At 31.8% G+C, this 15,236-nt stretch carries 14 protein-coding genes and 1 pseudogene; 5 read left to right on the top strand and 10 right to left on the bottom strand.

The genetic code is table 11. From position 1 onward, the window contains the following. Window positions 1-43: 43 nt before the first annotated feature. Both fni and corA read right to left on the bottom strand, forming a co-directional pair. A complete protein-coding gene (fni, locus tag SSP_RS02700) occupies window positions 44-1,087 on the bottom strand; it encodes a type 2 isopentenyl-diphosphate Delta-isomerase (protein ID WP_011302505.1) in 1,044 nt (347 codons plus the stop codon). A 66-nt stretch (window positions 1,088-1,153) separates the two neighbouring features. Beyond that, a complete protein-coding gene (gene corA / locus SSP_RS02695) occupies window positions 1,154-2,101 on the bottom strand; it encodes a magnesium/cobalt transporter CorA (RefSeq protein ID WP_011302504.1) in 948 nt (315 codons plus the stop codon). Window positions 2,102-2,238: 137 nt separating this feature from the next. Here corA and SSP_RS02690 point away from each other — a divergent pair, with 137 nt between their 5' ends. Further along, window positions 2,239-2,715, top strand: coding sequence for a thioesterase family protein (locus tag SSP_RS02690; RefSeq protein ID WP_002482506.1), 477 nt, complete (start codon window positions 2,239-2,241; stop codon window positions 2,713-2,715). Window positions 2,716-2,723: 8 nt separating this feature from the next. Next, complete coding sequence (locus SSP_RS02685) at window positions 2,724-3,134, top strand: hypothetical protein (protein ID WP_002482505.1); 411 nt, start codon at window positions 2,724-2,726, stop codon at window positions 3,132-3,134. 194 nt (window positions 3,135-3,328) lie between these two features. Here the strand turns inward: SSP_RS02685 and SSP_RS02680 are convergent, their stop codons facing one another. Beyond that, window positions 3,329-4,231, bottom strand: coding sequence for an alpha/beta hydrolase fold domain-containing protein (locus tag SSP_RS02680; protein ID WP_011302503.1), 903 nt, complete (start codon window positions 4,229-4,231; stop codon window positions 3,329-3,331). A gap of 250 nt (window positions 4,232-4,481) precedes the next feature. Between SSP_RS02680 and SSP_RS02675 the strand changes: the two are divergent. After that, a pseudogene (locus SSP_RS02675) lies at window positions 4,482-5,118 on the top strand (hypothetical protein). A gap of 96 nt (window positions 5,119-5,214) precedes the next feature. Here SSP_RS02675 and SSP_RS02670 read toward each other — a convergent pair. Then, window positions 5,215-7,110, bottom strand: a complete 1,896-nt coding sequence (locus SSP_RS02670) for a DHA2 family efflux MFS transporter permease subunit (RefSeq protein WP_011302501.1) — start codon at window positions 7,108-7,110, stop codon at window positions 5,215-5,217. 13 nt (window positions 7,111-7,123) lie between these two features. Continuing rightward, the gene (locus SSP_RS02665; RefSeq protein ID WP_011302500.1) at window positions 7,124-7,771 is read right to left on the bottom strand and encodes an HlyD family secretion protein; all 648 of its coding nucleotides are present in this window, start codon (window positions 7,769-7,771) and stop codon (window positions 7,124-7,126) included. A 129-nt stretch (window positions 7,772-7,900) separates the two neighbouring features. Between SSP_RS02665 and SSP_RS02660 the strand changes: the two genes are divergently transcribed. Continuing rightward, entirely contained in the window at window positions 7,901-8,449 is a 549-nt protein-coding gene (locus SSP_RS02660) for a TetR/AcrR family transcriptional regulator (protein ID WP_011302499.1), read from the top strand. Window positions 8,450-8,533: 84 nt separating this feature from the next. Here the strand turns inward: SSP_RS02660 and SSP_RS02655 are convergent, their stop codons facing one another. From SSP_RS02655 to SSP_RS02645, 3 genes are all read right to left on the bottom strand, one after another. Continuing rightward, entirely contained in the window at window positions 8,534-9,757 is a 1,224-nt protein-coding gene (locus tag SSP_RS02655; protein ID WP_011302498.1) for a multidrug effflux MFS transporter, read from the bottom strand. Window positions 9,758-9,967: 210 nt separating this feature from the next. Further along, a complete protein-coding gene (locus SSP_RS02650; protein ID WP_011302497.1) occupies window positions 9,968-11,353 on the bottom strand; it encodes a TcaA NTF2-like domain-containing protein in 1,386 nt (461 codons plus the stop codon). Window positions 11,354-11,630: 277 nt separating this feature from the next. Next, on the bottom strand, window positions 11,631-12,095 hold the full coding sequence (locus tag SSP_RS02645; protein ID WP_011302496.1) for a MarR family winged helix-turn-helix transcriptional regulator: 465 nt from the start codon (window positions 12,093-12,095) through the stop codon (window positions 11,631-11,633). 218 nt (window positions 12,096-12,313) lie between these two features. On the opposite strand from SSP_RS02645, the gene SSP_RS02640 reads away from it, so the two are divergent. Next, on the top strand, window positions 12,314-13,291 hold the full coding sequence (locus SSP_RS02640; RefSeq protein WP_051488176.1) for a YdcF family protein: 978 nt from the start codon (window positions 12,314-12,316) through the stop codon (window positions 13,289-13,291). A gap of 187 nt (window positions 13,292-13,478) precedes the next feature. Here the strand turns inward: SSP_RS02640 and SSP_RS02635 are convergent, their stop codons facing one another. Then, window positions 13,479-14,147 (bottom strand): ABC transporter ATP-binding protein, encoded by a 669-nt coding sequence (locus tag SSP_RS02635; RefSeq protein ID WP_011302494.1) that lies wholly within the window; start codon window positions 14,145-14,147, stop codon window positions 13,479-13,481. Next, complete coding sequence (locus tag SSP_RS02630) at window positions 14,147-15,199, bottom strand: ABC transporter permease (RefSeq protein ID WP_011302493.1); 1,053 nt, start codon at window positions 15,197-15,199, stop codon at window positions 14,147-14,149. Before SSP_RS02630 ends, SSP_RS02635 begins: the two co-directional genes overlap by 1 nt. Window positions 15,200-15,236: the final 37 nt, after the last annotated feature.

Here is a 15,236-nt window from a genome sequence, read left to right as displayed (position 1 = left end):
CTTGCTTAATTTCGTTTTATTCTATTATTTTGAACTTTTCAAATTATCTGATGTCTAAACCTCTTTGTTCAATCCATGACTGTAATTTAGGACTAAATACCATTTGCGTTTGTTTTAAATCTTTTATTGTTTTGACATCAAGCATGGTCATAATCTTCTTCATATGATCTGTAAATTGTTCAGTATAATTAAGTGTTTCAGTAATACCATAGTTTTCAACTTGATTTAAAAATGGGCGTGACATCCCGACTGCGCTTGCACCCAATGCCAAACATTTAACTGCATCTAAAGGTGTTCTTACACCACCACTGGCTAAAATATCCATATCTTGTTGATATGAAGCACTTTCTAACAGTGATTCAACTGTTGTTTGTCCCCATAATCCTAAATAATCCATATCTTTGTATGTGCGTCTTTCATTCTCAATATCCACGAAATTTGTGCCACCTCTACCGCTAACATCGACGTAGCGTACACCGATTTCATTGAGGCTCTTAATAGTTTCCTTACTCATACCAAATCCTACTTCTTTTACAATCACTGGCACGTCTACGCGTGAGACGATTTGTGCTAAGTTTTCCATCCAAGTAGAAAACGTTCTATTACCTTCTGGCATTACAAGTTCTTGTGGAGCGTTCACATGAACCTGCAGTGCTTGAGCATCGAGTAATTTTACAGATTCAACCGCTTTATCTACAGGGACATCTGCACCAACATTACTGAAAATAATACCATTCGGATTCGTATCTCTGACAATACTGAAAGATGATGCCATTTTACTATTTCTTAATGCAGCATGTGTAGAACCAACTGCCATAGCGATACCAGTTTCACGTGCTATTACAGCCAATTTTTCATTGATTTGCTTCGTCCATTCACTACCACCAGTCATAGCATTGATATATAAAGGTTGATCTAGTGTGAAGTCTTTTAACTGACTTGTTAAATCAATATCATCGACATCGACACTAGGAATTGAATGATGTACAAATCGTATTTCGTCAAAATCAGAAATCGTGGCATCTCCTTGTGCCATCGCAATTTCTACATGTTCATTTTTTCTTTGTTCTCTTTTATTATCGCTCATCTTTTGCTCCTACTTTCAATCATTTTATAATGCTTTGATATATTAAATAATGTCTTAAATTACATACTAAAACCATTTTTCTTTTTTAAAATAATAAATACATCCTGCACTGATCGCCAACATAATACCTAATACAATATAGTAACCATAATGCCACTTTAACTCAGGCATATTGATAAAGTTCATGCCATATATACCTGTAATTAACGTTAATGGTAAGAATATCACAGATACTAGGGTCAGTATTTGCATCACACTATTCATTTTAAATGAGGTATAGGACGAATAATTATCTCTTATTTCAGTTGTCACTTCTTGTGCAGTTTTTAAAATACTTTGTTGTTTAATAATATGATCCTCTATATGTTGAATATACATATGATTTTTACTATCTACAAGTAATAGCTTACTTTCTTTAATATTATCTATTAATTCGTTCATAGGGTATATAATGCGTTTCAATTTAATAATGTCACCACGAATTTTAAATACATCTTCCATGATACCTTTAATGGATTGACTGTTTAAATTTTGGTCTTCGAATTCAAACACTTTATCTTCGATGTCATAAATGTGTTTAAAATAATCATCTACCAATTTATCTAAAATATACAGTGCCACATCAGACGTATCTAAATCTTTATTAAATTGATGTTTAATCATTTGTTCTACATCTTCTAATATTGAAAATGGTTTGTGATGGTATGTAATCAAAATATTATCTTTGATAAACAAATTTAACGCTTTATCCCTATTAAAAGGGGTATCCATACTATGAAAGACGAGATATTGATATGTTTCATAGGCCTTATATTTTGCTCTCGGTGTCCCTTTTATCGTATCTTCAATTTCAAGTTTATTAAATTTAAATTGTGATTGTAATACTTCGTTTTCAATTTCCGTTGGGTCATTAAAATCATACCAAATCAGCGTAGCTTCTTTTGGTATTTCATTATAGTGAGCTACCTGAACGAAAGGTTGTTCAGAAGTTTGATATTTAATCGTTATACTCATTATTCCCCTCCCGAAATCGTTTCCTTTATTTTACCATGAAATAGTATGTGTGTATGTTTTAGATTTATTTCGTTAAGCATACTTTAAAACATGTTAAACTTTAATTATATATTTTCAAACTTTGAGGAGTTGTATTCATGAAAAATCCTTTCACAGTGATTCAGCAAGTGAACGAAGATATGATTGATCACAATGGTCACATGCATGATGCTCATTATAATATGGTCTTTAGCGATGCCATTAACCAATTCAATTATCAACACGGATTATCCTTGGAAGAGCGTGAAGCCTTAAACTATACACTATTTACAGTTGAAGAACACACGGCCTACCTTTCTGAATTAAAGAAAAACGAACGCTATCACATTACCATCTATTTATATGATTATAATGAAAAAAGCGTCCATTTCTTTTCCATAATGACAAATGAACATGGTTCAAAAGTTGCTACGAATGAAGCACTCATGTTAGGTATTAATCGTGCAACTAATAAAACTGCACCTTTCCCAGAACAATTTGCACAAGCAATTATCAATTATTATGATAATCAACAATTAATTGAATGGCCAAAACAATTAGGCCATCGTATTCGGATTTCAAGAAAAGGAGTTTAGATATTACTATGACAAATCATATACATTCAGCAGTAGCATCACAATTGTATGATTTATTCGATGATACTAAATATGAATTAAGCGAATTAAATCAAAGTAAGCAACTTGTATTAAACGGACCAGACAATAAATTAATTAAACGTGGTTTAGATATCAGTTATTTACAAGGTCAGAAGAAAGCGATTGATGCCATAGATTCAATATTAAAAAATGATTCTGACGATGCAGCTTTCAAGCTTAATTTTACGGAATTTAGCACTCAAGTCATCAAATCATTCGAATCATCTGCAGCTAAGTTTAAAAGCCTTGCGCTACCCACCGAAGACTATGATGTAGTACTTGCACATCATTATTCATTAATGGGTCAAAAATTAATTATCGACACAGTTCACACAACGATATTAAACCAAACATTTTAATGACATGCGCAACAAACCTAATGTAGCGTAAAGCTATAAAACTATAATCACAACCTAATCACAGGTCGTTGTATGACAACAATATATGCATTTAGATTCGCTATTTCTAGCCATATAGCATTTTATTAATGATTATAAAAAAACAAGCTTTGACATCCATGTTTCAGCTTGTTTTAAAATATTTAGTTATCTGTTCATTCATCTTTTAACGTTTCTACGATTTGCTTAACCACTTTATGAGACTCTCTTATAGGTAATAAGGGGAAAGCATGAATCATTCTTTTATATTCATAAAAATGTATTTCTTGTGATTTATCTGCTAAAATATGTGCAAATCTTTGCATGTCTGGGAGGTAAATTTCGTATGCACCGCCAAACATATATATCGGTGGCAAATCTGTCAGTTCTCCATAAATTGGTGACACACGTGCATCGTCTAATGGCAGATTATGAGACCATACGTTTAAAATGCGTTGTACGCCATCTTTATCAACGATGACATCTTTTTTATCTAGTGATTCCGTGATACCTTCATTATCCAATTGGGCATCTAGTAACGGTGAAAACAAATATAATTTACTTGGTAAAGGGCGTTGTTTTTCCTTCAGTTGTTGCACAAAACTTAGTGCTAAAGCAGCACCAGTGCCATCTCCCATAATGACAATAGCATCACTATCCACTTCAGTTAGCAATTTATTGTACATCTCAAATATAGCATTATAAGTATCATCTATATGAAACTCAGGTGTCTTTGGATAGATTGGCATGACAACTTCACTTAATGTACTTAATGAAAGCTTATCCATAAATCTCCAATGAAAAGCAGATGGCTGCAATGTATTATAACCACCGTGTATATAGAGTAATTTTCTTTCGTGGCTATGTCTAAAACGAAATCTAAAGACTTGAATATCCCCTAGCATTTGTTTATCTAAATCAGATTTAACATTCAATGTTTCAGGTTGTTTATGTTTTTTTTCATTAATTTTCTCGCGATCATTTAAAAATTGCTCAAAAGCTTCATCTGAACTAAAAATAATAGATCTATGAGGTAAGAGGTACTTATTCACAAATTTAGTTGTCAGTCTTGATTTCATTTATAATCCATCCAATCTAAGTTTATTCTCCAAGTATTTAGAATGTTTCATTTTACTTACTAATCAAAATTCATAGTATGGTAAAATTAATACAATGACAAAAAAATACAGTTATAATATAATTTGAGTTCCCTAATAATCGAATCTATCAATAACTAGTTATCACAGTTATTGCATATTATAACAAAATAGAAACAAAAGTCATAAAATATTTAGATGTAGCATTCTACAGTAATGAAAGGAGTATCCTATGGCAGAACAGAACCATCAATTTAAAGATTTTGAACATACCCTAACAAGTGAACCCATGCAACGTGGGATGCGTTTTGAAAAAAAAGAAAAAGTCTTGGGTAAGTATGCTTATCCAGATTATTGTCCTTATTTTAATGGCCATAACGGGTTATAGCATGTTTAAGGAACCTATTTTTAATTTAGTCTTCGCGCAAGAGACAATCAATTTTCATAAACTCACTAATTTCCAAACTACTATAAATGATATTTCTAACTTAAATATTAATGTCGCCTCAATCGATAATTTACAAACGAGTATCGATCGATTAATCCTAGTATTTTACGTGTTCTTTATCGCCTGTATTTTAAGTTTAGTCTTAACTTTCTTTACTTTACTATTTAACAGAACCGTATTAAAAGTAGTAAATATGTTTGTCATCGCGATTATGTTAGTCATTACATTTGGTTTTTCTTATCTAATTAAAAATATTGCTTCTAGAATTTCAGACTCAATGAATCAATATTATATTTCAGTTAAACCTACCCAAATCTTAACTGAAGCTGATGCAATTCATAATGCTTTTACATTGTTAGGATGTAGTATCGCGCTCGTATTAATTAGCATGTTTTTCAGAAATCGTATAGTGCGTAAATAAGCTTATCGTCATCTATTTAAAAACATACTGTAAAAGAAAAAGCCGCTTCCAACATTTAAGTTGGAGGCGGCTTTTATGTTAATCAAAAAATATGATTTAATTTTCTTTAGACATATAGTGATCTTTACCTTTTAAGAATAAACTTAAAATAAATGCAAGTGCACTTAGCGCTGTTGCAATTAAGAATGCACTATTGACACCATTGATAGAAGCTAGTTTTTGAACAAATTCTAGCACTTGTGAAGTTGCCATTTGTTCGCCGCCTAACGCTTGCGCCATTTCTTGTAAACGATCTTTAATAAATGGGTTCGTTTTATCTAAATCTTGTGCGTAACCTGCAGCATATTGCGTTGTTTGTGTAGACATCACTGTCACTAATAACGCCGTACCAATTGAACCTGCAAGTTGTCTTAATGTATTTGATAAGGCATTACCATGTGCAATTAATCTCTGTGGTAATGCATTCATACCAGCTGTCATAATTGGCATCATAATAAAACTCATACCAAAAGAACGAATAATATAAATAAGCATTAAATGACCATAAGTCGTATTCATATTTAATTTCGTTAATTCCCAAGTAGCATAAGTCATGATTGCAGTACCTACTAATGCCAATGGTTTGATACCAATTGTGTCTAATAATTTACCAGCAATTGGACCCATAACACCCATAATCAAGGCACCAGGTAGTAATAACAGACCTGATTGAATTGGGGTAAAGCCTCTTAAGTTTTGCAAGTAAAGTGGTAAAAGAATCATACCACCAAATAAACTCATTGTAACGATCATATTGATGACTGTTGTTAACGTAAATCCTGAGTATTTTAATACTTCCATACTTAACATAGGCACACGCATTGTAAGTTCTCTGATGACAAATGCAATAATAAAGATAACACCTAATATTAAGGAAATGACTACGATAGGTGAACTCCAACTATTGTTACCTGCTTCACTGAATCCGTAAAGTAACGCGCCGAAACCAATCGTACTAAAGATAATTCCTGGTACATCGGCTTTTGGATTTGTTGTTACTTGATATACTCTAAACCAAATATAAGCAATGGCTAAAGATACCAAACCAATGATGAACATACCATAGAACATAACATTCCAATGATAATTTTCAACAATATAACCAGATAATGTTGGACCAATCGCTGGTGCTAAAATCATAGCGATACCAAGCGTACCCATCGCTGCCCCACGTCTTTCAGGTGGGAAAATTGTCATAAATACATTTGTACCTAACGGCATTAATATACCGGCACCAATAGCTTGTAATACACGGCCTACCATCATGATTGTAAATGATTCAGACAGTCCACAGACTAAAGAACCAATCGTAAATAATGTCATCGCAACTAAGAATAGCTTACGATACGAATATTTATTAAATAAGTAGGCGCTGACTGGAATTAAGATACCATTTACTAGCATAAATCCTGTCATTAGCCATTGACCCGTATTAGCTGAAATATTGAAATCTGTGTTTATCATCGGTAACGCTACATTAAGTAAAGTTTGGTTTAATATAGCTATAAACATACCAAAGATCATCGCAATTAATACTTTGCCTTGGGTCGTACCTTTACCAAACATAAATGTACTATGCTTTTCTTTTAATTTTTCATTTACTTTAGCTTCTTCTGAATTAGGATTGATCGCTTCATGATCTGAATCATCTTGTTGTTCTACTTCTGTATCATTGGTATCAGTAGAAAATGTGTTTAATTCATCATTCTCATCTTTATTTTCACGATCATCTTCGTTCGTTGCTTTTGACTCCTTGGATGATTCCTGAGAATCTTCCGTATCGTTCACTTTAAATTTAGATTGATAAATTTCATTAGAAACATGACTTTCATGCTTTGTTTGTTCCACTTGTTGATTTACTTTATTATGTTTTCTTTTAGTTAGAAAAACATTAAGTAACCCAACTAAAATGAGCGCTATGACTACGTAAATTATAATGAAGGTCATTGTCATTTAAAGACCCCCCTTAATTTTTATGAATTTTAACTTCAGCGTTCATTCCTGGAACAACATTTTTAGATGGTTTTGAATCGAGTGAAATTTTCACAGGTACAACTTGAGATACTTTTGTATAATTACCATCAGTGTTTGATGAAGGCATCATTGAGAAACTTGAAGCTGTAGCTTTACCAACTTCTTCTACTTTACCTTTAAGTTCAGCGTCTTCGCCGTCAAGTTTTACATTTACATCTTTGCCTTCTTCAACATCTGCAATATCTTTTTCATCAACATTTGCAGTAATGTAAGAATCATCTAAATTATAAGCATAAGCAATTGGAGTCCCTGCTTGCGCCATTGAACCTTCCATACCATCTGTTTTTACGATTGTACCATCTTGTGGCATTTTAACGTCCATGTTTTGTGATTGGCCATCTTCACCTTTAGCTGCAATTTCTGCAACTTTATCACCTTTATTTAATTTTTCATTGTTTTTTACATCGAATGATTTGATTTCACCTGATGCTGGTGCAGATATTTTAATTTGTTCTCCATCTACTTTCGCATTATCAGTACTTACAAATCCTGTAGCTTGATTATAAAAATGGAAACCGACTACTCCTATAATCACAAGAACTACAATGGTAACGATGTTGATTAATACCATTTTTTTCATTACTCTTTCCTCCTATTTGCTTTTAAAATTCACTTTATATATTATAGATACATAACATTTAAAAAAACACCGACACTTCTATAAAATGTGTCGGGTAAGTTATTGTATGCAATTTTTGAAGGAGATAAAATGAAACAGAAAGCTAAAGAAAAAATTATTCGAAATATGATTACTTTGCTAGAAGAACATCCTTTTGAAGACATTACTATTAAAATGATCTGTGCTTATAGTGGCATTAATCGAACGACCTTCTACGATTACTTTGTAGATAAGTATAATCTTTTATCTACGATTCAAACATATCATCTTCAAAAATATAAAAAATTATTAAATGCACTATACTTCAGTTTCGATAAAAATGAAATTAATCATTTTAAACTCTATCAATTTTTCAAAGTCATATTAACTTATATTAAACGTCACTATGGATTTTTCCATGCCATATTTGTCTCACACCCTAATCGAGATTTATTTACGGATTATGTAAAAATCACTAAAGAGACGTATACGAATATGCTTGTCGATTACACGACAGTATTGAAGAAAAAACAATTTGTCACGTATGCTATTGGCGGACAAATTGGTATTATATACTTTTGGATACGTGAAGAGTGTATCGAAACACCTGATGAACTGGCACAAATTTTACTAGCAAACGCTATAAAACTTAGACGCTAATATCATATGAGTCATTGCGCATAAGCATAACATTTTAAAATAATTAAAGCGGTCGAGACATGATACGTGTCTCGACCGCTTTAATTATTCAATACTATTTTTAGATGGTACATACTTAAACACAAAATAATTGATACATTGCAAAATAATGAGCAAAATACCAGCTATCATAATAATCGTAATATATGGTATATAACTGTCTTCACCCATCATGCCGACTAAAGGCGAAACAAGTCCACCTAATAAGGATTGAACTAATCCTAATAAACTAGATGCACTGCCGTTACCACCAGTGCGTTCATCCATTGCAATTGAAAAGCCTAATGTCGCCACACCAGTAACTGGTGCTACGAGAATAACAAAACCAATAAATAACAACCACATTGATAAATGCATGACTAGCGTCATCGATACGACTGCTACACCAATAATTTGTATTATGGTTAAAATTCTTAACAAAGTTAGTCGATCTATATAATCAACCATTTTACCAGTCAATTGGCTAGAAATAATCAAACTGATACCTATGACTGCAAACATAATACTAAATTGTTGCGCCGACATTTGATAAATACTTTGCGTAATAAATGGCGAAGCAGATATGTAACTAAACAACATAATAAATGTTACACCTTGAATCAACATCGGTAATACAAATCTAGGTGTAATTAATAATTGCTTGAAATTTTTAAATATACTACCAAGATGTGGACTGTCTCGTTCTTCTAATTCCAAAGATTCTGGTACTTTAAATAGTGAGCCAATGACCATTGAAACACCGAACAACGTTAAAATAACAAAGACCATACGCCAAGTAGCGAACGATAATATAACGCCACCTAGAGCAGGTGCTATGACCGGCGCCACACCATTCACTAGCATAAGTAAAGCTAAGAATTTTGTTAATTGCTTTCCACTATATAAATCACTAGATATCGCGCGTGATATGACTGCACCTGCACCGCCACAGAAACCTTGAACAAATCTTAGAGCAATCATGAGCCAAATATTATCGACGAAAATAATACCTATACTTGCCAATGTAAATAATGACATGGCTACAACAAGTGGCGTTTTTCTACCTATCGCATCAGAGATTGGACCAACAAATAAATTACCTAAAGCGAGACCAATCATAAATAGAGATAATGTTAATTGTGAATTTGAAGTTGTTGTACTAAAATCTGATTGTATTTGAGGTAAGCCAGGCAAGAACATATCAATAGATAAAGCGCCGATTGCTGTTAAAGCCCCTAAAATAATGACAAACAGTAATGATTGTTTGTGCTGCGTTTGTTTATTAGTCATTTAAGTTCTCCTAAAAATAATTCTATTCTTATCATTTTATACATATTAACACCATTATAGCTTTAACCTTACCACTTTTAAATACTTGCTTGTATATTCATTTCTCTATACAAAAAGAACGAGGTTAAAAGCACCTCGTTCTTCCTCATTCCAATTATTTAATATTATATGGTCTTACAATAATATAGACCAATTAAATACCTTTATTAATTACTCTGAATATTTAACTACTTTTAAATTATCTGCATCTCCATCACCTTGTAATTGATAGTCAACTTCTCCATATTGACCATTCTCTTTCAAAGCTTGTCCAGTTACATAAAATGTATTACCTTGTTTAATGATTTCTGTTATTTGTGGTTGTTGTATAAAGAATAAACGGTTTGAATTCACATCACTTTTAGTCGACTTATAGTTATCTGTGTTTTTCTTCAAATAAGATGATACTAAAGAAAAATCACTTTGACTATGTGCACTATTCATCGCTGTAGTGAAATTACCGAAAAAATTAGTCACCTTATTTCTAAAGCTATTCTCTTCTTTTTCTTTTTTATCTACATAGGATTGTATTTCATCATCATCAAAATTTAATGTTACTTTTGTTTTATCTTTTAGATTATCTGTTTTCACTGTCGTTTCAGCTGACTTAAATGTTTTCTTCTTAGCTTCGCCTTCAGCAGAAACAGTAATATCATTTGTTTTTGGATATGGACCAATCTCTTTTGCTTTAGCATAATCGTAAGTTTTATCGTTGATTTTTACTTTTACAGTGTCTTTATCTATTTCTGATGCGCCACTTAATTCAACTTGAATATATGCCTCGTTAAAATCTTCGCTGACATCTATCGTTTCATTATTACTATTATTAAAATTAAACTTTAACTGACCATCAAATTGGCCATTAGCCGTTTCTTTTTTAGTTTCTAGTAAGTAATCACCTGGAATAAATTTACCTATTGCTGTCGTTTTATTTTTTTCAGCAGTGACTGTTTTTTGTTTATCATCAGATTTAAATTTATATGTCGCATCATATTTAGGTTTGACGATAGCTTCTTTAGTAGGAGCCGTAAAACTCATGTTATCAAAAATTAAATAACGTCTTCCATTTTTACTAACTCTCAATACATTTTCTCCATTTTTAGCAGTGACAAAATCCGCTTCTTTGGTCTCGCTCTCATTTAACTTCTTGATTTTTTGATTCACATCTTTTACAAAGTTGTCCATCCCAACCTCATTTTTTATATATTTAATATAAGCGGTTGCTTCTGTCTCATCCACACTATTGTTTTGTGTACTTAGGATTGTAGAAAGCTTTTGTGTATCATTATTATCGACTGCATTTATAAGCAACTCTGATTGTGCTTCAGGCGAATTGAAGTTTTTTAATAAGAAGAAAATAATAATAAGTAAGATAATGATAAAGAATGCAATTCCCCAGGGGATAATTTTACGTGCTTTTATATTTGCGCTTTTTTTATTATCTTTTAATGAACGCGTGAGTTGTTCTGAGTGATTGTCAGTGACTTCATAACCACAATGGCCACACTTACTTTGTTTATCTCTCATATTCCCCCCACATTTAGGACATTTTCGCATTTTATCACCTCTTTATCTCTAAATTCATACATCATCACATTATTTTAACACACATTAAAATGAAACCATATGTAAGCTTGCTGTTGCTACTTTAATTAATCCAATATGCAAACATAAATTGCCTATTTTATTCTACTTACCTTATTATATGTAACGCATGCTAAAAATGATATACATCGTTAGTCCAATAACACGATTAAACTAGCATTGACGCAATAACGTCAATGATCAATATTTAAGATTGCTTTTTACTCATCGTATGTTACGTCAACTAAATTTATGTGTGGTTTTTTAAATTAAAATTCTTTAGTCGACGATCAATAATCTCGAGCACATATCTCGCCTGTTCGATTTCTTCATCTGATAAATCATGCAACATGTCACTTACGATATCGTTGATGATAGATTTACTTTCTCGATTGAATTGCTTACCTTTTTCCGTTAACTTAATATATTTTAAACGCTGATCTGTATGCGCTTCGGCTTTATCCCATTCTACAACTTCAGCTTGTATCAATTTTTTTATTCTTCGACTAACTGCTGCTTTATTAACCCCTTGTTTCTCTGTAATTGCTGTCAAAGTCATTGCTTTTTCATTTTCTAACATCAAAATCACGTTAGCTTGTTCTTTTGAAATTTTATATTCTTCTCTCAATGCTTTCAGTAACTTCGCCATCAATGTATTCACATCATCAATGAATTCTCCCATAAACTCAATATGATTACCTAAATTTTTTACCATACCTGCCACCTCAATGTTCCATTAAAAATCATTTAATTTTGTTTTTTTTATATTATGTTAATGATATCAATATTTTATTATGTATAAAAGTTAAAACTCGCAACTTATACTTATATTAATTCATGTTTTTACTTGGTTACCTTAGTATTAATAATTAAATTTGCTTATTTCGAAAGATTACACTACATTTAATATACTATAAAAATCGGAAGTGAGGCATGGGTATGTTAACTTTGGCTTTATGTATTATGATATTATTTACATATTTGTGTATGTTTTTTAACTTCAAATATTCGGCACATCTCTCAATCTATATTTCCCAGGTAATATTAGGTTATGTTGTCATTATTATACATATTGGTGAGCATACGCTACCTATAGATATTCTTGTTGTCATGTCCTTAGGCGCTCTATTATTACACATCAAACATAAGCATTTAATGCAAAATCGCATGAGTGCCCTTTTCTTAAAACGTCTCTATTATGTGGCTTTTAAGCTCGTTGTTTTCACGCTTGCATGCTTTTACATTAGTTTGATTCCTATTGGTATTAACGTTATCTTTCTATGGATTTCAGCTATATCTTTTAGCGCGCTTTTCACTTTTATTTGCTACATGATGTGTTCGTCGAACTTTTTAAATCTGAATAATAAACCTGACTTCGATGTCATACTTGTCCTAGGTGCTGGTATATTTACAGAAAATGTAACGCCTATGTTAGCTAGCCGTTTGGATCGTGCTTTAACTTTATATGTGCAACAACCAAATGCTAAGTTTATTGTGAGCGGCGGACAAGGGCCCGATGAACCCATCTCCGAAGCGCTAGCCATGAAGCGCTATTTAATACATCATGGGGTTGAATCAAATCATATTATGTTAGAAGATCAATCCACAAGTACGTCAGAGAATATCCAATTCTCTAAATCACTCATTGAGAGCCACTTCGAATGTGTCCCTAAAATTGTCTGTGTCACAAGTCAATTTCATATTATGCGTGCTTTACGCTTTGGACAAAAATTCAATTTAAAATTAACTGGAGTTGGAAGTCATACACCTTATCATTTTTTTGAAATTGCATTAATTCGTGATTTCTTAGCATTAATGTATCAATATAAATTATTATTAACGGTTTATTTTGCAGCTTTATTTTTCATATGCATAATCACATATTGGTTTATTCCAAGTATCCCTTTATAACATATTTTAAATATGTCCACTGTATCGCTACGCGTCATTGAGTGAATAAAAAAATCTGAGACATCACTAAATGTCTCAGATTTTTATTTATACTATTTGCGGATGTAATAAATTAAATACTTTAAGTATACATTCCGTTTTATCTTAACGCCCTATTGCATTGTATCTAAAATAACACATCTATCATTTAGGCATTGGTAATAACGCCATCATCTAATTCAATGACTTTGTCAGCATATTCAAATAAACGTTTATCATGAGTAATCATGATGCCAATCATTTTTTTACTTTTAATTTGATTTTTGATCATTTCAATAACTTCCGTCGCACGTTCCGCATCTAAACTTGCAGTCGGTTCATCAGCTAAGATAATTTTAGGATGATTCATTAGTGCTCTCACAATTGCCACACGTTGTTTCTCCCCACCAGACAGCATATGAGGAAAGGCAGTCAAGCGATGGTTTAGTCCTATTTGTTTTAGTAAAGTTTCTGCCCTTTGATTAGCTTCTTGCATAGTCATTCCTGCCTCTTTACCAATCGTTGTCAATTGTGCTTTTACTTTTAAATATGGTACTAAGTGAGACGATTGAAAGATAAAGCCAATCTCATTTAACCTTAATTCTGAAGCCTTTCTATCTCTAGTAAATAAAGGTTGATTATTATACAAAATATCTCCACTACTTTGTGAAAGTAAACCACCTAAAATAGTTAATAATGTCGTTTTACCAGATCCAGATGCACCATTAAGAATAACAAATTCGCCTTCATTCACATTGAAATTGATACCTTTTAATACAGGGGTTTCTGATTGGCCATTACCAAATGATTTTTTAATATCTTTAACTTGTAAACTCATTATTCTCCACCTCCAATTGCTTCGATAGGATCTACTTTAAATAATTTGATAAATGATAATATTGCTCCAATTATAGCAACAATAATAAATACACCTACAACTAACAGTAGATTTGATGTTGTAACATGGAATGGCATAGATACTGGCATTAAGAATGACAATCCCGTAATAATAGCAACTGATATAATCACGCCTATCATCGTCGTAATTAATATTTGAATAATTAATGCGCTTAATAAGTGTTTTGTTTTCATACCAATCGCTTTTAATATTCCAATTTCTGGTATTTTTTGAATTGTCATAACATAGAAGAATGCACTAAGTACAATCGCTGAAATAACAAACAAACTTACAATCATCATATTTAATGGCGCTTGTTCTGCTTGATAACTTGGAATTTCACTTGTTATGTCATTTTCTGTAAATACTTTCACGCCAGAAATATCATTCACTTTCTCTTGCTCTGATTTTGATAAATCTTTAACTGGATAAATAGTGCTAGCTTGTTTATTCAATGTGTTAAATCCATTATCACTCATCATCACAACTGAACTATGTGAATACATCGTATCATTGAGTACACCTGATACTTTTAATGCTTTACCATCTTTAAGTTTAATTTTATCTCCTACGTTAATACCATCAGCAGTAAGTTTATTATTAATTGCCACTTCATTGTCTTTAGTAGGATAATGCCCTGCTTTTAATTCAGGTTTTTCGTTTTTAACCGTATTGATCATTAAGACGTCTTCTTCATTTTTATCAATCTTTAATGTTTGAGGTGCCATTTTTAATGGTTCTTGACCTGTAATATCTTCAATTTTATTTTGTTGTTCTGGTTTAATAATCGACTTCTCAATTTGTGGTTGCTTATTATCTTGTAAAACATACTTTTCGGATTTCATGTTGTCTAACATTGAGATATTTTCTCTTGCTAATCCTTGAGCTAATCCACTTATAAATAACACCATAATACCTAACAATAATATGATGAGCATGATTAAAATATAGCGAAACTTATAATATTTGATTTCTTGCCATGCTAATTTCATCATTTTCAACTCCTTCTTTAAAACTTATATTTGGAGT

Origin of the sequence: Staphylococcus saprophyticus subsp. saprophyticus ATCC 15305 = NCTC 7292, assembly GCF_000010125.1 — a bacterium.
GTDB lineage: Bacteria > Bacillota > Bacilli > Staphylococcales > Staphylococcaceae > Staphylococcus > Staphylococcus saprophyticus.
This window is presented reverse-complemented; position numbering and strand designations above follow the sequence as displayed.

Bases quoted from the DNA above. Each gene is read 5' to 3' on its own strand.
- SSP_RS02665 (WP_011302500.1), bottom strand. From the start codon at position 7,771: ATGAAAAAAATGGTATTAATCAACATCGTTACCATTGTAGTTCTTGTG.
- SSP_RS02635 (WP_011302494.1), bottom strand. From the start codon at position 14,147: ATGAGTTTACAAGTTAAAGATATTAAAAAATCATTTGGTAATGGCCAA.
- corA (WP_011302504.1), bottom strand. From the start codon at position 2,101: ATGAGTATAACGATTAAATATCAAACTTCTGAACAACCTTTCGTTCAG.
- SSP_RS02660 (WP_011302499.1), top strand. From the start codon at position 7,901: ATGAAACAGAAAGCTAAAGAAAAAATTATTCGAAATATGATTACTTTG.
- SSP_RS02685 (WP_002482505.1), top strand. From the start codon at position 2,724: ATGACAAATCATATACATTCAGCAGTAGCATCACAATTGTATGATTTA.
- SSP_RS02650 (WP_011302497.1), bottom strand. From the start codon at position 11,353: ATGCGAAAATGTCCTAAATGTGGGGGGAATATGAGAGATAAACAAAGT.
- SSP_RS02645 (WP_011302496.1), bottom strand. From the start codon at position 12,095: ATGGTAAAAAATTTAGGTAATCATATTGAGTTTATGGGAGAATTCATT.
- SSP_RS02690 (WP_002482506.1), top strand. From the start codon at position 2,239: ATGAAAAATCCTTTCACAGTGATTCAGCAAGTGAACGAAGATATGATT.
- SSP_RS02680 (WP_011302503.1), bottom strand. From the start codon at position 4,231: ATGAAATCAAGACTGACAACTAAATTTGTGAATAAGTACCTCTTACCT.
- SSP_RS02655 (WP_011302498.1), bottom strand. From the start codon at position 9,757: ATGACTAATAAACAAACGCAGCACAAACAATCATTACTGTTTGTCATT.
- SSP_RS02630 (WP_011302493.1), bottom strand. From the start codon at position 15,199: ATGAAATTAGCATGGCAAGAAATCAAATATTATAAGTTTCGCTATATT.
- SSP_RS02640 (WP_051488176.1), top strand. From the start codon at position 12,314: ATGGGTATGTTAACTTTGGCTTTATGTATTATGATATTATTTACATAT.
- fni (WP_011302505.1), bottom strand. From the start codon at position 1,087: ATGAGCGATAATAAAAGAGAACAAAGAAAAAATGAACATGTAGAAATT.
- SSP_RS02670 (WP_011302501.1), bottom strand. From the start codon at position 7,110: ATGACAATGACCTTCATTATAATTTACGTAGTCATAGCGCTCATTTTA.